Origin of the sequence: Streptococcus mitis (genome assembly GCF_003942795.1) — a bacterium.
Taxonomy (GTDB): domain Bacteria; phylum Bacillota; class Bacilli; order Lactobacillales; family Streptococcaceae; genus Streptococcus; species Streptococcus mitis_BJ.
The window spans coordinates 29,963-51,350 of record NZ_RJNY01000012.1; the positions used below are offsets into that span (position 1 = coordinate 29,963).

26 protein-coding genes and 1 pseudogene are annotated in these 21,388 nt (G+C 41.5%); 2 read left to right on the forward strand and 25 right to left on the reverse strand.

From position 1 onward, the window contains the following. The first annotated feature begins 20 nt into the window (after positions 1-20). Positions 21-1,292: a PLP-dependent aminotransferase family protein gene (locus D8847_RS06485; RefSeq protein WP_125841035.1), complete on the forward strand. Its 1,272-nt coding sequence runs from the start codon at positions 21-23 to the stop codon at positions 1,290-1,292. 19 nt (positions 1,293-1,311) lie between these two features. Here the strand turns inward: D8847_RS06485 and D8847_RS06490 are convergent, their stop codons facing one another. The 25 genes and pseudogenes from D8847_RS06490 to D8847_RS06615 form a co-directional block, all read right to left on the reverse strand. Beyond that, complete coding sequence (locus tag D8847_RS06490; RefSeq protein ID WP_125841036.1) at positions 1,312-2,127, reverse strand: ABC transporter substrate-binding protein; 816 nt, start codon at positions 2,125-2,127, stop codon at positions 1,312-1,314. Positions 2,128-2,284: 157 nt separating this feature from the next. Continuing rightward, on the reverse strand, positions 2,285-2,938 hold the full coding sequence (gene phoU / locus D8847_RS06495; protein ID WP_125841037.1) for a phosphate signaling complex protein PhoU: 654 nt from the start codon (positions 2,936-2,938) through the stop codon (positions 2,285-2,287). Positions 2,939-2,949: 11 nt separating this feature from the next. Next, positions 2,950-3,708 carry a phosphate ABC transporter ATP-binding protein PstB gene (gene pstB / locus D8847_RS06500; RefSeq protein ID WP_000138669.1) on the reverse strand — a complete coding sequence of 253 codons (759 nt, stop codon included), beginning with the start codon at positions 3,706-3,708 and terminating at the stop codon, positions 2,950-2,952. A gap of 12 nt (positions 3,709-3,720) precedes the next feature. Next, positions 3,721-4,524, reverse strand: a complete 804-nt coding sequence (pstB, locus tag D8847_RS06505) for a phosphate ABC transporter ATP-binding protein PstB (protein ID WP_000049854.1) — start codon at positions 4,522-4,524, stop codon at positions 3,721-3,723. Between the two features lie 10 nt (positions 4,525-4,534). Beyond that, positions 4,535-5,419, reverse strand: a complete 885-nt coding sequence (pstA, locus tag D8847_RS06510) for a phosphate ABC transporter permease PstA (protein ID WP_125841038.1) — start codon at positions 5,417-5,419, stop codon at positions 4,535-4,537. After that, positions 5,409-6,326 carry a phosphate ABC transporter permease subunit PstC gene (gene pstC / locus D8847_RS06515; protein ID WP_125841039.1) on the reverse strand — a complete coding sequence of 306 codons (918 nt, stop codon included), beginning with the start codon at positions 6,324-6,326 and terminating at the stop codon, positions 5,409-5,411. Before pstC ends, pstA begins: the two co-directional genes overlap by 11 nt. Further along, positions 6,326-7,204, reverse strand: a complete 879-nt coding sequence (locus D8847_RS06520; protein ID WP_125841040.1) for a phosphate ABC transporter substrate-binding protein PstS — start codon at positions 7,202-7,204, stop codon at positions 6,326-6,328. The genes pstC and D8847_RS06520 overlap by 1 nt, the downstream gene beginning before the upstream one ends. A 210-nt stretch (positions 7,205-7,414) precedes the next feature. Further along, a complete protein-coding gene (locus D8847_RS06525) occupies positions 7,415-8,719 on the reverse strand; it encodes an RsmF rRNA methyltransferase first C-terminal domain-containing protein (RefSeq protein WP_125841041.1) in 1,305 nt (434 codons plus the stop codon). Beyond that, positions 8,720-9,493: an inositol monophosphatase family protein gene (locus D8847_RS06530; protein ID WP_125841042.1), complete on the reverse strand. Its 774-nt coding sequence runs from the start codon at positions 9,491-9,493 to the stop codon at positions 8,720-8,722. Continuing rightward, positions 9,483-9,761, reverse strand: coding sequence for a UPF0223 family protein (locus tag D8847_RS06535; RefSeq protein ID WP_001041968.1), 279 nt, complete (start codon positions 9,759-9,761; stop codon positions 9,483-9,485). Before D8847_RS06535 ends, D8847_RS06530 begins: the two co-directional genes overlap by 11 nt. Further along, complete coding sequence (locus D8847_RS06540) at positions 9,762-10,163, reverse strand: Spx/MgsR family RNA polymerase-binding regulatory protein (protein ID WP_000631261.1); 402 nt, start codon at positions 10,161-10,163, stop codon at positions 9,762-9,764. Positions 10,164-10,383: 220 nt separating this feature from the next. Continuing rightward, positions 10,384-11,001: a TIGR01906 family membrane protein gene (locus D8847_RS06550; RefSeq protein WP_185757932.1), complete on the reverse strand. Its 618-nt coding sequence runs from the start codon at positions 10,999-11,001 to the stop codon at positions 10,384-10,386. Beyond that, positions 10,991-11,764 carry a TIGR01457 family HAD-type hydrolase gene (locus tag D8847_RS06555; RefSeq protein WP_125841044.1) on the reverse strand — a complete coding sequence of 258 codons (774 nt, stop codon included), beginning with the start codon at positions 11,762-11,764 and terminating at the stop codon, positions 10,991-10,993. Before D8847_RS06555 ends, D8847_RS06550 begins: the two co-directional genes overlap by 11 nt. A gap of 10 nt (positions 11,765-11,774) precedes the next feature. Next, positions 11,775-12,512 carry an acyl-[acyl-carrier-protein] thioesterase gene (locus D8847_RS06560; RefSeq protein ID WP_000524786.1) on the reverse strand — a complete coding sequence of 246 codons (738 nt, stop codon included), beginning with the start codon at positions 12,510-12,512 and terminating at the stop codon, positions 11,775-11,777. Positions 12,513-12,516: 4 nt separating this feature from the next. Beyond that, entirely contained in the window at positions 12,517-13,647 is a 1,131-nt protein-coding gene (hemW, locus tag D8847_RS06565) for a radical SAM family heme chaperone HemW (RefSeq protein ID WP_125841045.1), read from the reverse strand. Between the two features lie 73 nt (positions 13,648-13,720). Beyond that, on the reverse strand, positions 13,721-14,119 hold the full coding sequence (locus D8847_RS06570) for a YtxH domain-containing protein (protein WP_125841046.1): 399 nt from the start codon (positions 14,117-14,119) through the stop codon (positions 13,721-13,723). A 15-nt stretch (positions 14,120-14,134) separates the two neighbouring features. Continuing rightward, a complete protein-coding gene (locus D8847_RS06575) occupies positions 14,135-14,518 on the reverse strand; it encodes a DUF948 domain-containing protein (RefSeq protein WP_000895031.1) in 384 nt (127 codons plus the stop codon). Further along, on the reverse strand, positions 14,519-15,307 hold the full coding sequence (gene lgt / locus D8847_RS06580) for a prolipoprotein diacylglyceryl transferase (protein ID WP_125841047.1): 789 nt from the start codon (positions 15,305-15,307) through the stop codon (positions 14,519-14,521). Continuing rightward, entirely contained in the window at positions 15,300-16,235 is a 936-nt protein-coding gene (hprK, locus tag D8847_RS06585; protein ID WP_000115137.1) for an HPr(Ser) kinase/phosphatase, read from the reverse strand. Before hprK ends, lgt begins: the two co-directional genes overlap by 8 nt. A gap of 235 nt (positions 16,236-16,470) precedes the next feature. Beyond that, a pseudogene (tnpA, locus tag D8847_RS06590) lies at positions 16,471-16,985 on the reverse strand (IS200/IS605 family transposase). A 186-nt stretch (positions 16,986-17,171) separates the two neighbouring features. Next, the gene (gene rpsU, locus D8847_RS06595; RefSeq protein ID WP_000048054.1) at positions 17,172-17,348 is read right to left on the reverse strand and encodes a 30S ribosomal protein S21; all 177 of its coding nucleotides are present in this window, start codon (positions 17,346-17,348) and stop codon (positions 17,172-17,174) included. Positions 17,349-17,441: 93 nt separating this feature from the next. Beyond that, complete coding sequence (locus D8847_RS06600) at positions 17,442-17,999, reverse strand: hypothetical protein (protein ID WP_084939812.1); 558 nt, start codon at positions 17,997-17,999, stop codon at positions 17,442-17,444. A 117-nt stretch (positions 18,000-18,116) separates the two neighbouring features. Continuing rightward, positions 18,117-18,737, reverse strand: coding sequence for a Type 1 glutamine amidotransferase-like domain-containing protein (locus D8847_RS06605; RefSeq protein ID WP_084939813.1), 621 nt, complete (start codon positions 18,735-18,737; stop codon positions 18,117-18,119). 13 nt (positions 18,738-18,750) lie between these two features. Further along, entirely contained in the window at positions 18,751-19,368 is a 618-nt protein-coding gene (locus D8847_RS06610; protein ID WP_084939814.1) for a class I SAM-dependent methyltransferase, read from the reverse strand. Positions 19,369-19,471: 103 nt separating this feature from the next. Further along, positions 19,472-20,179, reverse strand: coding sequence for a glucosamine-6-phosphate deaminase (locus D8847_RS06615; protein WP_084939815.1), 708 nt, complete (start codon positions 20,177-20,179; stop codon positions 19,472-19,474). A 149-nt stretch (positions 20,180-20,328) separates the two neighbouring features. On the opposite strand from D8847_RS06615, the gene queA reads away from it, so the two are divergent. Then, on the forward strand, positions 20,329-21,357 hold the full coding sequence (queA, locus tag D8847_RS06620) for a tRNA preQ1(34) S-adenosylmethionine ribosyltransferase-isomerase QueA (protein WP_084939816.1): 1,029 nt from the start codon (positions 20,329-20,331) through the stop codon (positions 21,355-21,357). The last annotated feature ends 31 nt before the right edge of the window (positions 21,358-21,388 follow it).

Sequence of the window (21,388 nt, forward strand, 5' to 3'; positions counted from 1 at the left end):
AAAATCAAGGGAGGTCTGGAATGAAGAAAGAAAGTAAATACCAAGCAGTCGTTTCCTTTCTCAAAAAGGGTATCGAATCAGGAAAATTTCCAACAGGTAGCCGGCTTCCCTCCATCCGCCAACTGAGCCAAGACTTCCACTGTAGCAAGGACACTGTCCAACGAGCCCTGCTAGAATTACGCCATGAACAATACCTCTATGCCAAGCCCCAAAGTGGCTATTATGTTCTGGAACAGGGTCAGCACCAAGACTTGGAAATCGAAGTCACTGACGAACATGCCAGTGCTTATGACGATTTCAGACTCTGCGTCAATGAAACACTGATCGGAAGAGAAAACTACCTCTTCAACTACTATGACAACCAAGAAGGCCTTGAGGAACTCAGACAATCTGTCCATCAACTTCTTTTCAATCAAGCCCTCTACTGCAAACCCGACCAACTAGTCCTGACTTCGGGCACCCAGCAAGCTCTCTTTATCCTTTCTCAGATTAACTTTCCGAGCGAGGGAGAAGAGATTTTGGTCGAACAACCGACTTACCACCGGATGAACCGCCTCTTGGTCGCTCAGGGATTAGCCTACCAGACCATTGAACGCCGTATTGATGGCATTGACCTGGAAGAACTGGAAGAACAGTTTAAATCTGGGAAAATCAAGTTTTTCTACACTATTCCTCGCTTCCACTATCCTCTAGGTCATTCCTATTCTGATCAGGAAAAAAGGGCTATTCTGGATCTAGCAAACCAGTATGGTGTTTACATCGTAGAGGATGACTATCTAGGAGATTTAGACCCTAAAAAAGGGCAAACTTTCCACTATCTGGATACAGAGGATCGCGTCATTTATATCAAGTCCTTCTCAACCAGTCTCTTTCCAGCCCTTCGTATCACCGCTCTCATTCTCCCAAATGCCCTAAAAGAGGCCTTTGTTTCCTATAAAAATATCCTGGACTATGACAGTAATCTCATCATGCAAAAGGCACTCTCTCTTTACATCGACAGTCAGTTATTTGAAAAAAATCGACTAGCCAGACTGACCCTTCAAGAAAACTATCAGACTCAGATAAAGAAAGTGCTTGAAAGAAACACCTGTCCCTTGCCCTACTATCCTCTACACGATGGCCTTCTCCTTGATTTGAGAAACTATCCTAAGATTGCCAGTTTAAAGCATAGCTCACTCAAACTAGACTTTTTTGAGAAGGCTTATTTGGATGCCTGTCCTTATCAGTTTGCCAAAGTCTCTCTCGAAAATCTAGAAGAGTTATTAGAATACCTAAAAGCAGAATTGGATTAAAGTCCAACTCTGCTTTTTCTTATTGTTCAACTTCTGTTAGTTTCGCTGCTTTTTCAAGATAAGTTTGATAGGTTCCATCATCTTTCAGCTTTTGGATAACCTTATCGACTACTGCTTTCAAGTCTGATTGATTCTTCTTGATAGCAACAGCATTGGCTTCGCCATCTTTCATTGTCAAATTAACAGATGCAACGACAAGATCTGAGTTTTTACCTGCGTAGCTAAGAGCAACTGGTTCATCCATATGAACAGCATCTACTTTTCCAGCCTGCAATTCATTAACTGCTTCCCCCATATTAGTCAAAGATGTCAGTTGAGCATTTGGCAATTGTTCCTTGACCATGGTTTCTGGCACAGTTCCCTTTTGAGCTGCGATATTCGCACTTGCAAGGCTTGAAAGATCCTTGTATTTGTCTAAATCGGCTTTTCTAACCAAGAAACTCATCTTATTTTCATAGTAAGGGATTGAAAAGTCAAAGACTTCCTTTCTCTCATCTGTGGCACTAATTCCCGCAATGGCTAAGTCAGCCTTTCCAGTTTGAAGGCTGGTCAAAACATTGTCAAAACTCATGCTAGAGATTTCAAGTTTAACCCCAAGCTCATCCGTAATCGCTTGAGCCATATCAATATCTGCCCCAACCACTTGGTTTTTACCATCTACCAAGGATTGGAATTCAAATGGTGCATAGTCTGGGCTGGTCGCAACGACTAGCTTTCCTTTTTGTTTAATAGCGTCCACAGCAGACTGAGAACTATCCGTACTGGATTGGCAAGCTACCAAAACCATGCTGGCCAGCATGCTACACACAACTAATATCCATTTCTTGAATTTCATAAATAAACGACCTTTCTATCATTTCTGAATAATTATAACTCTTTTAAAAATAGTTGTCAACCCTTTTAGAGATTTTGAATGTAAAATAATTCTTTTCATAAAAAAGAAGACTGATTTATCACAATCAGCCTTTTATTCTGTATATTTAAACCGTTTCTTATAGTTCGACAATCTTCCCTGTTTCAAAGTAAACAACCCATTCACAGATATTTTTAGCGTAGTCTCCGATACGCTCCAAGAAGGAAATGACTTGGAAGTAATCACGGCCTGTAACGATGGCTTCAGGATGTTTCCTAATCTCCTCTGTAGTAAGATCACGAATACTATCAAAGTAATGGTTGATTTTTTCGTCCATAGCCGCTACTTCGTAGGCTTGATCCACAGAACCNTTCAGGTAAAGTTCGAGAGCAGCTTCAACGAAGTTTCTCACATCGCGCCCCATTTTTTTGATTTCCTCTTCAACGGCAGGGATGCGTTGTTCCCCCTTCATACGAATAGTTGCTTTTGCGATTGACACCGCATGGTCTCCCATACGTTCCAGGTCCGATACTGCCTTGAGAACGGTCAATACAGTACGGAGGTCTTGAGAAACAGGTTGTTGAAGTGCGATCATTTCAAATGATTTCTTTTCTAGTTTCACTTCATATCCATTTACTTCTGCATCTTCCTCAATAACTTCTTTTGCCAAATCACGGTCATGTGTGACAAAGGCACGCACTGTACGATTGATTTGTGAGAGCACTTCTTGTCCCATGGCATAGAACTGGTTATGCAATTTCTCCAAATCTTCTTCAAATTGAGATCGTAACATCATTCAACTCCTTATCCAAATTTTCCTGTAATATAATCTTCTGTTTCCTTGTTTTGTGGGTCTAGGAACATTTTCTTCGTATCGTTAAACTCAATCAAATCCCCATCTAGGAAAAAGCCTGTTTTATCAGAGATACGAGAGGCCTGTTGCATCGAACGCGTTACCAAGAGCATGGTGTATTTATCTTTCAGACCATACAAGGTTTCCTCAATCTTACCAGCCGAGATAGGATCCAAAGCTGAAGTTGGTTCATCCAAGAGAATAATCTTGGGACTGGTTGCTAAGACACGAGCAACACAAACACGTTGTTGTTGGCCACCTGAGAGACCAATGGCTGAATCATGCAAGCGATCCTTGACCTCATCCCAGATAGAAGCACGTTGCAAAGCTTTTTCTACTGCTTCATCCAAAACATGTTTGTCCTTGACTCCATTGATACGTAAGCCGTAGACAACATTTTCATAGATAGACATAGGGAAGGGATTAGGCTGTTGAAAAACCATACCGATTTCCTTACGCAATTCAACCGTATCGGTACGCGGACTGTAGATATTGTGGCCATTATAAATCACTGTTCCAGTTGTTGTCACCTCAGGATTTAGATCGCCCATGCGGTTGATGGCTTTGAGCAGGGTGGACTTTCCTGATCCAGAAGGACCAATCAAGGCGGTTATTTCCTTAGGTTGGAAAGAAAGGGAAACACTATTCAAAGCCTTCTTTTTATTGTAATAAACGGACAGGTCTTTAACCTGCAAAATCGGTTCTGTCATACTACTTCCTTTCTAACCAAAGTGTCCCGTTACATAGTCATTGGTAGACTGTAGCTTGGCATTTTGGAAAATATTGGATGTCTTATCATACTCGATCAAATCGCCCAAGTAGAAAAATCCTGTGTAGTCACTTGCACGCGCAGCCTGTTGCATACTGTGGGTAACGATGATGATGGTAAAGTCTTTTTTCAATTCCAACATGGTCTCTTCCAGTTGGGCTGTCGCAATCGGATCCAAGGCTGACGCCGGTTCATCCATCAAGAGGATATCTGGCTTGACAGAGATGGCGCGAGCGATACAGAGACGTTGTTGTTGTCCACCAGAAAGCATCAAGGCTGATTTGTGGAGGTCATCTTTGACCTGATCCCAAAGGGCAGCCTGTCGGAGAGAGGTCTCGACAATTTCATCAAGTACTTTCTTGTCCTTAACACCTGCACGTTCATGAGCAAAAGTGATGTTGCGGTAAATAGACTTGGCAAATGGATTTGGACGTTGGAAGACCATTCCGATATGCTTGCGCATCTCATAGACATTGATTTCTGGACGGTTGACGTCAATCCCTCGGTAGAGGATTTGACCTGTGACCTTGGCAATATCAATGGTATCATTCATCCGATTGAGACTGCGAAGGTAGGTAGATTTCCCAGATCCGGAAGGACCAATCAAGGCCGTTATTTTATTTCTTTCAAATTGCATATCAATGCCCTTGATGGATTCATTTTTACCATAGTAAACATGTAAATCCTTGGTAGAGAGGGCCACTTTTTCTTCAGGGAAGGTGATGATATGCTTTTCATCCCAGTTATATTTTGACATGGCTTCTCCTTTAGGCAGCGGTTAATTTCTTGTGTAAATAGCTTCCGAGTTTGCGAGCTCCAAAGTTAAAAATCAAGATAAAGATGAGGAGCACGGCGGCAGAACCAGCAGATACAATGGTAGCATCAGGAATGGTTCCTTCACTGTTGACCTTCCAGATGTGGACAGCCAGGGTTTCTGCTTGTCGGAAGATTGAGATAGGGCTTGTAACACTGAGGACATTCCAGTTAGACCAGTCAAGGGCTGGAGCGGATTGTCCTGCCGTATAGATAAGAGCGGCGGCCTCACCAAAGATACGGCCGGATGCCAAGACAACACCCGTTACGATACCTGGAAGGGCTTCTGGAATGACGACATGGACTACAGTCTCCCAACGAGAAATTCCAAGGGCAAGTCCAGCCTCACGTTGTGTATGGTGAACGTGTTTTAAACTATCCTCAACATTTCGAGTCATCTGTGGCAGATTAAACACCGTCAAGGCCAAAGCACCTGAAATGATTGAAAATCCATACTCAAACTGGACTACAAAAATCAAGTAACCAAAGAGACCCACAACGACTGATGGTAGAGAAGACAAGATTTCAATACAGGTTCTGACAAAATTTGTCACAGGACCCTTTTTTGCATATTCAGCTAGGTAAATCCCAGCCCCCATAGACAAAGGCACAGAGATAATCAAGGTAATGACTAAAAGGAAGAAGGAATTGTAGAGCTGAATCCCGATACCCCCACCTGCTTGATAAGAGGATGATTTTCCAGTCAAGAAAGACCAAGAGATGTGCGGTAACCCTCTCACCAAGATATAGAGAATCAAGGATGCCAAGATGGCAACGATGATACCAGCGATGGTATAGAGGACAGCTGTTGCAAGTTTATCTAATTTCTTAGCGTGCATAGTTTTTCTTTCCTCTTTCTTTCGTAATCAATTTAATCACACTGTTAAAGGCCAAACTCATCAAGAGCAATACCAAGGCCAGTGACCAGAGAACGTTATTATCAACCGTTCCCATGACGGTATTTCCGATTCCCATTGTCAAAACAGATGTCAAGGTCGCAGCTGGTGTTGTTAACGAGGTTGGGATAACTGCTGAGTTTCCGACCACCATCTGAATAGCAAGGGCTTCACCGAAAGCACGCGCCATCCCAAAGACCACTGCAGTGAAAATACCTGAACGTGCTGCTTTCAAGGTCACACGCCAGATGGTTTGCCAACGAGTGGCTCCCATAGCTAAACTAGCTTCACGGTAATGACGAGGAACAGCACGCAAGCTGTCTGTTGTCATAAAGGTTACAGTTGGTAGAATCATGACAAAGAGAACGAAAATCCCTGACAAGATCCCGAAACCAGTTCCACCAAAGACGCTACGAACAAAAGGCACCACAACTTGCAAACCGATAAATCCATAGACGACTGAAGGAATCCCGACGAGGAGTTCAATGGCTGGTTGCAAGATTTTTGCGCCCTTTGGTGATACTTCTGTCATAAAGACTGCAGCTCCGATGGCGAAGGGAGTTGCGATGAGGGCAGATAAAATCGTCACAATAAAGGAGCCCAAAATCATTGGAAGGGCACCAAATTGTTTCCCTGAAGGATTCCAAGTTTGTCCAAAGAGGAAATCAAAGATGTTCACTCCATTGACAAAGAAGGTCGACAAGCCTTTCTGTGCTACAAAAATCAAAATCATCGCCACAATGATGACAATCAAAGAAAGGCAAATGAAGGTCAAACCTTTACCAAACTTCTCAAGGCGAGAATTCTTTGAAGGAGAGAGTAATTTTTTAGATAATTCTTCTTGATTCATTATTGACCTCCTTCTACTGCTGTAACGGTACCTGAAGCATCCTTTTGAACTTTCATTTCATTGATAGAGATATAGCCCATGCCCTTAACAATCCCATTTTGGGCTTCATCTGAGAGGACGAAATTCAGGAATTCAGCAGCTAACTCATTTGGTTGACCAAGTGTGTACATATGTTCATAAGACCACAAAGGCCAGTTGTTGGTCGTTACATTTTCAGACGTAGGCTCATACCCATTCAGTTTCATACTTTTCACTGAGTCATCTACATAGGCAAAGGCTAGGTAAGAAATAGCTCCAGGTGTTTGGGATACAATCGACTTGACCATCCCGTTAGAATCCTGTTCTTGGCTCTGCATTGCCGATTGGCCATTCATAACCACCGTATCAAACGTCGCTCGTGAACCAGAACTTGCTGCTCGGTTGATGATTGAAATGGCCAGGTCTTTGCCCCCAACTTCTTTCCAGTTGGTCACTTCACCTGTAAAGATTTTGCGAAGTTGCTCGGTTGTGAGATTTTCGACAGTCACTTCCTTGTTTACAATCACTGCAAGACCAGCCACTGCAACCTTGTGGTCTACTAGAGCTGAAGCATTGATTCCATCTTTTTCCTCTGCAAAGACGTCAGAGTTCCCGATGTCTACTGCTCCAGACTGGACTTGGGAAAGTCCTGTACCCGATCCACCACCTTGAACATTGACTGTTTTTCCGATGTTTCTAGAACCAAATTCATCTGCTGCTGCTTCGACAAGAGGTTGAAGAGCTGTTGAACCAACAGCTGTCATGGATTCTCCACGATCAATCCAGCTAGCACATCCCGCTAGAGAACCTGCCACCAAAAGAGCTGCAAGAGACATGACGAGCTTTTTTCTTTTTTTCACTGTTATTCTCCTTGAACATAATGATAAATGTTCTGATTTCTTCCGTTTGTCCTGATCATCCAATTATCATCAATGATTGTCCTGCTTTATTTTATCTAGTCATTCTTAGGAGCGGACAATTCCATCGTATAATATAAGTAATAATAAAAGACTATCAGAAAAAACTCATAATTCCACTATAACATAGAATAGGCTCTTTGACTAGCTTTTTCACCTGAATCTGAGTCCTTTTGGATAATAATTTTTCAAAACATTTCCTGTTACCTTGGCAAAGCCTAATCCGTTTCCTTGAACCACAACTTGGTACCAGCCATTTGGTCGAGCTTCAGACAATTGAACAGTCTCACCAGCCACATATTTTACAAAATCCTCATCATTGATTTCGACCCTTTGTTTTACTTGACTTGGTTTCAAGGCTAATCCCAGAGCAAAGCTTGGTTCGAAGCGTTTCTTCTTAAACGTCCCCAGATGGAGCCCATTTCGGGCAATTTTGAGCTTCCCTAGATCAGGTAGCATCTCTGGCAAGAGATAGAGCTGATCTCCAAAAGTCTGCAAGATACCAGTTAGATTGACCTGCAAGTGTTTTTGGGCAAAATCATGCCACAGAGCCAATTGTTCACGACTGAGATTGCTCTTGCTGGCTTTGAATTTAGGTGCTGGATTTTCTCCCTTGAACTGCAAATGGGCAACAAACTGACCTTCTCCCTTAAAATGGTGAGGGTACATCCGAGCCGTTTCAGGAAGATCCATTCCTGCTACCATACCGTTCAGATGCTCGACTGGAAGCAGTTCAAAATCATAAGTATCCAGCAACCAGTGGACGATTTCTTCATTTTCCTCAGTTGCCCAAGTACAGGTCGAATAGATCAAATGACCACCTTCTGCAAGCATGGTCACTGCATCTGCCAGAATTTCTCTTTGCAAACTAGCGCATTGACTCGGATAATCGGTACTCCAATAATCCATGGCATCTGGCTGCTTACGAAACATCCCTTCACCCGAGCAAGGTGCATCAAGGACAATCACATCAAAGTAACCTTTAAAAACCTTGGCTAAGCCGTCAGCAGATTCATTGGTCACGACAACATTTGTCGCTCCAAATCGCTCCATATTTTCCACTAAAATCTTAGCACGCTTACTTGAAATTTCGTTGGAAACAAGGACTCCTTGATTAGCCAGATAAGCTGCTAGTTGAGTGGATTTTCCACCTGGTGCTGCCGCCAAGTCCAAGACCTTCATGCCAGGACTTGGTTGAGCTACCTGGGCCACCATTTGGGCTGCAGGCTCTTGTGAATAAACGAGACCCGTCACGTGCTCTGGTGACTTCCCTGAGACCTTGCCATAATGTCCCCAAGGTGTATTTGGAATAGCATCCGCAAACGACAATTGACTTTCTTTTAAGGGATTAACCCGAAAAGCCGAAACCGCTTCCTGCTTAAAAGAGGCAAGAAAATCTCTTGCCTCATCTTCTAGTATCGCTTCATATTTTTCAACAAATCCTTCTGGAAATTGCATTTAGTTCTCTTTCCTTTCGTAGATATAAGACTGAATCTCTTCTTGCATCTCGATTGGCACCATCATGACAGGCTGACGCGTTTTAAAATCAACGGGCTCACCTGATACCGTAAGAAGACGATAACCCAGACTTTCCCCTAAGATACTAGCCGCAGCGTAATCCCATGGCTGTAAGTAGGTAATATAAGTCAGAAGACGACCCGATAAAACCTTAGCAAAACTAATGGCCGCACTGCCGTAGACACGAACTCCCAATGCTGCTCGGCCCAAATCCGACAAGCCCCACTCATTGGTTTCAAACATACCTGAGTTACCGGCAACTAAAAATTCTTGAAGAGGTTTCTGTTTAAAAGTCGGTAAGGGCTCATTATTACGACAAGGAGGAAAGGCACCACCACCATGGTAACAATCACCTTTCATGACATCATAGATGATGCCAAATTTGCCCACACCATTCTCAAAATAAGCCAACATAACGGCAAAATCTTCCTGCTGAGCGACAAAGTTATTGGTACCGTCAATGGGATCAATCACCCAAACAGAACCTTGACCGACTGCAGCACGTAAACAACCCTCTTCCGCGCAAATCAAGTCCTCAGGATAGGAGGACTTGATCCGATCAACCAAGAGTTGCTGAACCTCCTTGTCCAAACGTGTCACCAAGTCAGTAGGGGAAGACTTGCGCTCAACCTGCAAATCTTCTTTCATGTGAGCCAAAATATAGTCAGCAGCGTCCTGCACAATCTGTTTGGCAAATTCAAATTTAGTTTCCAAGAGAAATCTTCCCTTCTCTTTTTTCTTTTGCTAATTGAACTGCATGATAGAAGGAATAACCGCTAGCCGTTTCAAATTCGCGACCTAGGCGCTTTTCTTCACTTTTGCTCGGAACTACAGACTTAAATTCCTTGTAAGACTCTAGCAGTTTTTTAGCTTCTACCTTGTCTTCATAGGCAGCTTCAACATCATTAAAAAAAGAAAGCACTGAAGCAAGTTCTTCAGTGCTCCACGACAAATCTAGTGGGTAACTATACTGTTTGTTCATCTATCCAATACCAGCTCTCAATGTTGCTTCTTTCAATTCTTGTTTACGGTAACTACGAGGGAGAAAAGCACGAATCTCATCTTCATTAAAACCGATCTGCATGCGTTTGGTATCTATAATAATTGGGCGACGCAAAAGACTAGGATATTGCTCAATCAACTGAAGCAACTCCGATACCGAGATACTCTCTACATCAATATCCAATTTTTGAAAAATTTTTGAACGAGTTGAAATGATGTCATCAGTACCATTTTCGGTCAAGGAAAGAATATGTTGTAATTCTTTTCTTGTTAAAGGACTAGTCATAATATTATGCTCTTGAAAGGGCACTTTATGCGTCTCTAACCAAGCCTTTGCCTTACGACATGATGTACAACTCGGTGATAAAAATAGTGTAATCATGCTTTTCTCTTCTTTTATCTATACTTACTATTTCTATTATACAAAAAAATAAAGCGCTTGACTAGGTATTTTTAGAAAAAAAGCCTATTTTTTCATAGAAAATAGACTGTTTTCTGCAAAAATCTCCTGCTTTGCAAGTTTATCTTTAGGATAACCTAACAATAAATAGGGAGCAGGACAACTTCTCTCGTTTTTTATTAAAAATACAGAATGTTATCCTCTATTTCCTTGAAGCTTTAACAAGGAGGAAACCAAACATTCCTTCATACAAGGCAAAGAAAAGTAAAAAAGCATGGAGGAAGAAGATCTCTGGCAAAATCAGAATAACGGGATCCTTTGCTGGATCAAAAAGCCAGGTATCGTCTCCCACAAAGAGAATCTGATGGAACAGAGTAAAAAATTGCTCAAAACCAATCAACACTCCCACAAGCCCAACGACTAGAGGCAATAGCACCAGAGCCAAGATACTTTTACGATATAGGGGCAAAAAGCCTTTTTTCACAATCTTTCTAACAAAGAAATAAAAACTTGGTAGCGTCACTAGGGCAACTAGCTGAACTAAGTGAAAAAGACTCTTCACCACCGCAAAGTGGTGTAAACCTGCCGCTGACGAACGAAAATCTGGCATCTCTAAGACCTGACTAAAGGGATTGGTCAGGTAATTCATCAAGATATGAAAGTTGTACTGAATCGTTTCTGGCTTTAGATAGACTCGACCCGCTAAGTTCAGCCATTGAATCTCCATGGGATAGAAAATCCAAGCCAGATAAATGGTTAAGAGAATAGAAAGGGAGAGGAGAAAGAGCATACTTCCCCCAAAGGTCAGTTTAGTTTTCATCAAAATTCCACTCCGCAAGGCTAGAAACCACATGAGTCGGTGCGATTGGCAGGTCTGCTACTTCTTCTGCCTTGGTAAAACCTGTCGTCACCAAAAGCGTTGGAATGCCATTGTCAATCCCTGCTCGGATATCTGTCAGGTAGTTGTCCCCAACCATGAGCAACTCTTCTCTTTTCAAACCTAAGTGCTCAACTGCCTTATCCATAATGATAGCATTTGGTTTCCCGATATAAACTGGTTTTACACGTGTTGCTACTTCAAGCAGGGTAATCAGTGAACCAGCACCAGGCAAAAGACCACGTTCCGTCGGAATATTGAGATCAGGGTTGGTTCCGATAAAGTGAGCTCCCTTTTGAATGGCTAGAGTTGCTGTCGCAAATTTTTCATAGTCGACTTGCCAGTCCAGTCCAACTACCACATAAGCAGGATTTTCCTTATCTTCGACATAACCAGCCGCCTGAATGGCATCCTTGAGTCCCGCTTCACCGATGACATAGACTGTCTTCTCCAGTCCCAAGTCATTCATATAGTCGATGGTTGCCAAGGTTGCTGTGTATACAGTCGATAGAGGCGTGTTGATATTAAAATTCTGAACCAACATCTCTTGAACACTCTCAGGAGTTCGGGTTGTATTATTGGTCACAAAGAGGTAGGGAATTTCTCTTTTTTGTAACTCATGGACAAAAGCCTCACCCGCGGGAATTCTGTCTTTCCCCTTGTAAATGGTTCCGTCTAAATCAATTAAATAACCTTTATAAGCCATATCGCCCTTTCTAATTGCCTTCAATTTCTTGCCACGTAATCATAGCTTGGGCATTTATCTCGCCATCACTGATAATCTCATGCTTGCTTTCTAGTCCCTTGAGTTCATAAGCTGAAGCAATCATGCCACCTGGTCGCACTTCTTTTACATATTTGAGATTGATTTTCTTTGGAATATACTTGGTCAAAAAGTCTGCTCCCATAACCTCAAAAATCCAATCCAGATATTTGCTGTTATTGACATGACCATTCATATCCAAGTCGTAAAAACGAACATGGTAGTCTTTACTGATCGGGTCTTCTAGGTTAGCATACTTTGGCCCACGGATGAGTTTTTTATCAAACTCAGACTGGTAAGGCGCAACAATCTCCGGTTCGACAGCATGAACTTTACGACTATCTCTGTCCATGAGAACAAAGGTTGCTACCATGCGAATGATTTCTTGACCTGCTTCATCATAGATAGTGAAACGGCGGTAGCAAAAAAGACGATTGTAAGTCAATGCTTCTGTTTCAATCGTAATCTCCTCAGCAAAGCGAGGCAAGCGTACCACGTCAATCGCATAGTCTGTAATAATCCAGACCAGATTGTAGCGTTCTAACATATCCTTGTCGCTAACTCCCAGCTCAATTGACTGCATACCTGATACTTGCAAGGACAGCAAAATCACATCTGGAAGTTTGATATGACCGTTCATGTCCGCCATATCAAAAGGAATTTTCATTTTCATTTGATAAGTTAAGCCCATTGTTCTACTCCAAAATAAATCGTTCTGCTACAGTGTCTCCTAAGAAGAGACCTCTTTTTGTCATTCGGACACGATCACCGTCGATCTGCATAAGTCCTTGTTGAACCAAGTCTCTGATGATTTCGCCATAAAGTCCATCAAAGGATCGTCCAAATTTTTCCTCAAATCGCGCCATAGAAACCCCGGATTTTTTCCGGAGGCCTAGGAACATTTCTTCTTCCATCTGCTCCCTTTGACTCAGGTGTTCTTCTGTAATCCGAGTATTTCCTGCCTCTACTGCGTTGAGATAGTGGCGGATAGGACCGTGGTTTTTATAACGAATTCCATCCACATAACCTGAAGCACCCGCACCGATACCATAATACTCGGCATTATCCCAGTACATGAGATTGTGGCGACTTTCAAATCCGGGTTTAGAGAAATTGGAAATCTCATAATGCTCAAAACCAGCTCGCTCCAGTTCTGCGATGATGTACTCAAACATCTCAGCCTCCAGTTCCTCCTTAGGCAGAGGCAATTTCCCTCGTCTCATGCGGTTCATAAAGACCGTATGATTCTCCAAAATCAAGCTATAAAGACTCATATGAGGAATATCAAGCGAGATAGCCTTAGCTACATTGTCCTTTACTTGTTCCATGGTCTGACCAGGCAATGCATAAATCAAGTCGATGGAGATATTGTCAAAATCAGCCAATTTAAGACGGTCGATATTTTCATAAATATCCTTCTCCAAATGACTGCGCCCAATTTTTTTCAGCATTTTGTCATCAAAAGTCTGCACACCCAAGGAAACACGATTGACTGGCGACTGTTTCAAAACTGCAATCTTATCCGCGTCTAAGTCTCCTGGATTGGCCTCAATGGTCAACTCTTCCAAGACAGACAAGTCTAGATTTTTAGTCAAGCCATCCAAGAGCACTTCTAATTGCGAAGCGGACAAAGCCGTTGGCGTCCCACCTCCAATGTAGAGGGTTCGCAACTTTTGGATATCATAAGAGCGAAACTCCTCTAGCAGATGCTCCAGGTAACTATCTACTGGTTGATTCTTGATAAATACTTTTGAAAAGTCACAATAATAACAAATCTGTGTGCAAAAGGGAATATGCACATAGGCGGACATTGGTTTTTTCTGCATAGTACTTATTATACCACAAAGACAGACTTGCAGATAAAAATCACCATCTCCAAAAACCAGAGATAGTGATGCATTATACTTCAGTAATATCGATGATGATTTCTTCTTGGTCTTCAGCGACGTCTGGAGTTGCTGACTGTTCTTGCCATTGCTCCTTGAGATTGTTAAAGGTTTCCTTTGACGCTTCTGTCGCTTGTCGAGCACAGTTTTTAGCTTGGTCAAGGACACTATCAAAAGTGATTTCACCAGATTCTACTTGTTCCTTTGTTTTCAGCACAAAGTCCGTTGCCTGTTCCTTCACTTCAGTTAGTTTCTCACAAACCTGCTCTCTAGCATATTCTGGATCTTCTCTCAAATCATCTAGAAAACCCTGAGCTTGACTACAAACTTGCTTACCCTTGTCACTCGTCAAAAACAAAGCAAGAGCTACACCTGAAACTGTTCCTAAAAGGATAGAGGATAGTTTTCCCATAAGATTTCTCCTTTTTTATTTTTTGAAAAATTTACTTGCAACACGAAGAGCGGACAAGCCTGCACCTGTTTTAATGGTCTTTGAACCAGCAGATGAAGCTTTTTTGCCTAAAACACGTGCATGTTGGTTGAGATCAGATACTGACTCTGACAAGTCTGCTACAGCCGTAAAGAGTGGATCAATCGTCGCAACTTTAACATTAATATCGTCTGCTAACACATTAACCTTAGCCAACAATTCATTGGTCTGATGCAAGGTAACGTTCACATCTGAGCTCAACGTTTTGATGGTTTTCTCTGTCTCATCAATCATACGACCTGCTTTTTGAATCGTGATTGTCAAATAGACTAAACAGACAATCAAAGCAATCGCAACAAGTATATATGCAACTTCTAACATTTAGTTTTCCTCCTCTGTATGATAGAAAGGGGCTTTCTTTCGATTTTGATAAAGTATGATAAAAATACCGAGTCCGATAAGGACAACTGATAACCATTGGGAAACTCGCAGACCAAAGAACATGAGACTATCCGTCCGCATTCCTTCGATAATCATACGACCAAAGCCATACCAAATCAAGTAGAAAGCAGTGATATGACCACGTCTGATTCCCTTCAATTTTCTTCTAAAAATCAAGATTAAAGCAAATCCAATCAGATTCCAAACAGACTCATATAGGAAGGTCGGCTGACGGTAGCTACCATCAATGTACATCTGGTCACGGATAAAGCCTGGCAAATAATCCAGACTATCTACCGTTGCACCGTAGGCTTCTTGGTTAAAGAAGTTCCCCCAGCGCCCTAAACTCTGGGCAACCATGACGCTCGGTGCTGCAATATCTAAGAAATCCCAAGTATTGATCAACTTTCTATCCGCAAAGATATAAAGGACAATAGCCCCCGCTATCAAACCTCCATAAATGGCCAAACCACCATTCCAGATGGCAATGATTTCACCTGGATTTTGCAGGTAATAATCTAAGCGAAAGAGTACGTAGTATAGTCTAGCACCTAAAATCGCAACTGGAAAAGCAATCAGAATGAAATCCAAAATATCATCTGACAGGATTTTCTTTTTAGGAGCTTCCTTCATGGCAAGGTAGACTGCCAAAACCAAACCAGCCACAATACACAAAGCATACCAACGAATAGAAAAAGGACCGATTTCAAATGCGACTGGATTAATCATTTTTCACCTCATTTTGAGCGATCAGACTTGTCAAGCGTTCTTCAAATAAACGTGTCGCATCAAAGCCCATTTCCTTAGCACGGTAGTTCATGGCAGCCGCCTCAATGACAACAGAAATATTGCGTCCTGTTTTTACCGGGATGCGGATACGCGGAATGGCTACGCCAGAAATCTCGATTTCTTCAGCATTATTTCCTAAGCGATCGAAGGTCTTATGCGTATCATAATTTTCCAAATAAACTGCTAGTTGAACTTGTGAAGAATCCTTAACTGCACTTGCTCCATAGAGACTCATCACATCAATAATCCCCACTCCACGGATCTCAAGTAAATGCCTCAAAATTTCAGCTGGCTCTCCCCAAAGGGTCATTTCGTCTTTTGCAAAAATATCTACACGATCATCTGCCACCAAACGGTGTCCACGTTTCACAAGTTCCAGACCAGTTTCACTCTTACCGATACCGCTATCCCCTTGGATCAAGACACCCATGCCATAAATGTCCATCAAGACACCATGAACACTGGTCCGTTCTGCCAAACGAGAATCCAAATAGCTAGATAATTCTCCTGATAGGCGACTAGTAGCTGTTCGACTAGTTAAAATCGCAATCTTACATTCCCTAGCAGCTTTCAACATTTCTTCTGGAACTACTAAACCACGCGCAACAATAACCACTGGTGTTTCTGGTTGAAACATCTTGGTCAACACCTTATAACGGTTGTGAGAAGACATGGAGACTAAATAAGACCATTCCTTCATTCCCAACAGTTGAAGCCGCTCCGGAGTATAGTAATCAAAATAGCCCGTCATTTCCAGACCTGGTCGAGAAATGTCCGCAGTATTGATTTCTTTTTCAAGTAAATCGCCTTCACCGTAAACAATGTCTAATCTGAGCTTTTCAATGACTTCTTTTACTAAAACCGACATAATTTCCTCCTTCAATCGAGTTCTCCCTACTATTATATCAAATTGTGGTAGGAAGTTTCCTTTTTTTGCAGGATTTACAGTATTTATTTGGAAATCATAACCACCTGTCTAACGGGTGGTTTGCACCAGGGCTATAAGCCCACATTACCGGCCAGCGCCTAAAGACGCTGGCTTTCACGTTGTTCAAGCCTCATTGCTCTTGACTCGTCACTTGTCTCTTAAAGAGATCTTGGTACTACTTACCACTATCCCTAAAGGGATCCTCATATTCTTTTACACTTAATTTATCTAGTGCTATATCATGTTTTACTCGTTCTCAAATTTTTATACTCGTGAAGAAATCATCCACTGGATAATTTCTTTAATCTTGGATATATTTCCTAATTGTGGCTTCATTAAGTCCTACTGTACTCACGTAATAACCTTCTGCCCAAAAATGCCGGTTGCCAAACTTGTACTTAAGGTTGGCGTGTTTGTCAGACATCATGAGTGCACTTTTGCCTTTTAAATAACCCATGAAACTTGAAACACTTATCCTTGGTGGAATACTTACTAACATATGTACATGGTCTGGCATTAAGTGACCCTCGATAATTTCAGCTCCTTTATAACTACATAATCGGTGGAATATTTCTCCCAAACTACTTCGATATTGATTATAAATGATTTTTCGTCTATACTTAGGGGGAACACAATGTGATATTTACACATCCACTTTGTGTGTGATAAACTATGTGCCTTTTGTGCCATATTTTTCTCCTTTCGCTTTACAATTGGCTTGAACACCTTTATTGTATCGCGTTTGGAGTTTTTTGGTATAACCTTCGACGCGCACCCGCATAGCGGGTGGTTTATTTGTCTCGCACCTCACGGAGCGAGACGGACTAATAGTCACATAAGAAAAAAGGCTAGACAAGTCTAGCCTTTCATTTCAAATTAGAATTTTTTACGTTTACGAGCTGCTTCTGATTTACGTTTACGTTTTACAGAAGGTTTTTCATAGAATTCACGTTTGCGTGTTTCTTGAAGAGTACCAGCTTTAGTAACCGCACGTTTGAAACGACGAAGTGCATCGTCAAGAGATTCATTCTTACGTACTACTGTTTTAGACATTTTTTTCACTCCCTTCAAGTTCAAGATCTATTCCATTTTACACACAAAGTGAATAATTGTCAAGAGAAAAGCAACCATAAACTTTTATTATTTTTACTTTCTTCTTTTGAAGATGAAATAAATCACTAAGATGCAGAGAATCAAGCCCAAAACAGCTGGTTTTACAATCGATATACCACTTCCTCCACTAAATAAAAGACTATGGGCAACCTTCAGAAACGCTCCAATTACTACCGTTGCTAATAATCCATACCAACGTCTACTCCACGTTAAGGATATAATCGCCGTAAAAAATGCTAGAATCGTCGCCAGAATAATAACTTTTTCAATACTCCATCCGCTCGTAAAATAAGTCTTCTCAAAATTCAAAAACTCAATTACTTTTACATCAACTATTTCCGGCTTTGGGAACCAGAACATGCTAGTAAATAGGCAAAATATAGAAAAGAAAATCAGGCTATAGGATTTTTTATAAGCTCCCATTACAATTGGAATAATAAAGAGAGGGCGAATATACCAACTCAGAGTATTCTGGTGTCTAGTAAACGCCCACTCAAAAAAGCTTGTATCTGATAAAAAAACGACAATGATCGCAATCGTTAGAAACAAGAAAACAATCCCACCTATTTTATCTAACGTTTTTATTTTCATNACTTTTCCCTTCTTGAATTCATAAGATTAATCTATCCATGGCAGATTCCCACTAAGTGAATTATCAACCGCTAATCGTTTTATTGGTAAAATATCAATGTTCTTCCAACCACACTTTTATTCTATTGTCAAGATATCTATTTGCTCATCGTTAACGATAATTGCTTGGTGGTTATGAAGTGGTCGCAATTCAAGCTGCTTTTTATAGGTTTCAAAGGTCTTCTGACTACTATCAGTAAAAGGTTCCTCACCATAATGTGGAAGGATATAAAAATCCACTTCATCCAATCCCGCTGTATCAGATAACTCTGTCGCTACCGTCTTGTCGTCCATGAGTTTATTGTAGTCAATATCCTTGGCTGTAATGATAGCCCCTGCTGATTCTCCCACATAGACCAACCCATCTCTTATTTGCTCTTTGATGAGAGATAGGAGTTGCTTTTTCTTTAATTCTTGCAATAAATAAAAGGTATTCCCGCCTGAGATATACAGAATCTTACTTTGGAAAATCTTTGCCTGTGCAGTTTCTCGATCACAAGAAGCAATATCTAGAACCTCTATCTCAAATCCTAAATCCCTGAATGTTTGCTGAGCCTCATCGATATAGGCAGTATAATCCTCTTTGTTCCCAGCGGTAGGAATAAATAAAACCTTGTTTTCTAGATTCTTTTCCTTTGCATAATCGCTAAAAAGCTTTTTGACTCCAGCAAAGTATGAACATAAAAATAATTGTTTCATGATTGTACCTCCATTAATGTTTAACAATTTTATAAAGAATCCATGATCCCTTTCTTTGACTAGTTACGAGCTCAAACCCTACCGATAACAAGAATCGTCTAAATGCTTCTTCGCTTTGAACCTCTGGTAAAAAGTAAGACAACTTGTTATATTCACAAACCAGTAAGAGCATCCCGTCTGATTTGAGTATTCTTCGAAGTTCCATAAAAGAAGCCTCTAAATCCTGCCAATGAAAATGAGTTTGAAAAGCTGTGATTAAATCAACACTTTCATCAGAAAAACCTGTCTCCCTAACATCTCTTCGTTCAAAATTTAGATTAGTCATCTCTATCTGTTTGGCTTGAGCTATTGCAGTATCTGAAATATCGATTCCAGTGATGGTACTTTGCGGAAAATTTTCTTTCAGCAGGATGGTTGAACGACCATTCCCAACTCCTACATCTAAGATTACAGGGTAAAATGTCCTATCCAGATGACGAATTGCCCATACAAACATGGGGAGATAGGCTCGATTCCATAATTTCATCATTCGTTTTCCTAGAAAGCCCGAAGGATTCTTTGATTGCTGAATTAAGCTACTAAACAGAAACATTAAAAGTAAAAAACAAATAAAACCGATTATATAAATCAAAATTCGAGCCTCCCCGTATAGCTATATTATACCACTTTAGCAGGATAGTGAACATTTGAAGTAAAAAGCCACTCACTCCAAAGAGCAAGTGGTTCTTGTCATTTTACTTTTCAAGCAAGCTGAGCGCTTCAGCATCCGCAATAATAGTCACATCAGGGTGGTTTTGTAGGCTACTTGCTGGGAGGTTCTCAGTCACTGGGCCTGATACTGTGCCAGCAATGGCTTCTGCTTTCGACTCACCGTAAGCAAAGAGAATAATTGACTTGGCATCCAAGATGTTTTTAATTCCCATTGAAATGGCTTGAGTTGGAACGTCTTCAATCTTGTCAAAGAAGCGAGCATTGGCTTCGATAGTAGACTGGTCTAGGTCTACAAGGTGTGTCTGGCTATCAAAGGCAGTTCCTGGCTCATTAAAGCCGATATGTCCATTGCGACCAATTCCCAAGATTTGTAAATCAACAGGATGGTCAGCCAAAATTTGATTGTAGCGTTCAACTTCTTCTTCAGCATTGTCCTTAATCCCACGAGGTAAGAAGCTGTCTTTAAATGGTTTTTGGTTGAATAAGTGTTCTTGCATAAAATGACGGTAAGACTGAGGATTGTCTCCGTCAAGTCCTACGTACTCATCAAGGTTGACACTGGTTAGATTTGAAAAATCAAGGTCACTCTCAACGATTTCCTTGTAAAACTCAAGTGGACTGCTCCCTGTCGCAAGTCCTAATGTTTGAGCGCCATTGGCCAATTTTTCCTTCAAAATCTCAAAAGCTACTTTTCCACCTTCGACTTGATTTTCAACTTTAATAACTTTCATCTTTTCATCCTCCATTTTAATCTATATTCATTATATGGTATAGACCAATTTTTGTCAAGTGAAAACGATTTAATTTCTAAAAAAAGAGCGCCCAAACTTGAAACATGTTATAATGGATAAGATTAGAACTTAGAAAGAATGATGAAAAAATGAATACAGCTGATTTTGATTTCCACTTGCCTGAGGAATTGATTGCCCAAACGCCACTTGAAAAACGAGATGCCTCCAAGCTTCTCATCGTAAACCGGGAAACGGGAGAAATGCAGGATAAACATTTCCACTCCATTATTGATATGCTGGAACCTGGAGATGCACTCGTTATGAATGACACCCGCGTTCTTCCTGCCCGCCTCTATGGCCAAAAAGAAGAGACAGGAGGCCATGTGGAACTTCTCCTACTCAAAAATACTAGTGGTGATGAGTGGGAAGTTCTGGCTAAACCTGCCAAACGCCTCAAGGTTGGCACTCGTGTCAACTTTGGCGATGGTCGCCTCAGCGCTGTCGTTACGGAAGAATTGACCCACGGAGGCCGCATTGTCCACTTCGAATACCAAGGAATTTTTCTAGAAGTCTTGGAAAGTCTAGGTGAAATGCCACTACCACCCTACATCCATGAAAAACTGGATGACCGTGAACGTTATCAAACCGTCTACGCTAAGGAAAGTGGCTCTGCTGCAGCACCGACTGCTGGCCTCCACTTCACCAAAGAACTGCTAGCAGAAATCCAAGCCAAGGGTGTCCATTTGGTTTATTTGACTCTCCACGTTGGTTTAGGGACTTTTAGACCTGTTTCTGTGGACAATCTGGACGAACACGAAATGCACTCCGAATTCTACCAACTTTCTGAGGAAGCAGCAGCCACTCTTCGCTCTGTTAAGGAAAATGGTGGACGCGTCATTGCTGTCGGAACCACCTCTATCCGCACGTTAGAGACCATTGGTTCCAAGTTTGACGGGCAAATCCAGGCTGATTCTGGCTGGACCAATATCTTTATCAAACCTGGTTACGAATGGAAGGTTGTGGACGCCTTTTCAACCAACTTCCATCTGCCAAAATCAACTCTCGTCATGTTGGTTTCTGCCTTTGCAGGCCGTGAATTAGTCCTAGATGCATACCAGCACGCTATTCAAGAACGCTACCGTTTCTTCAGTTTCGGTGATGCCATGTTTATCTATTAAGAAAATCCCTATTAGGAAACCTAATAGGGAT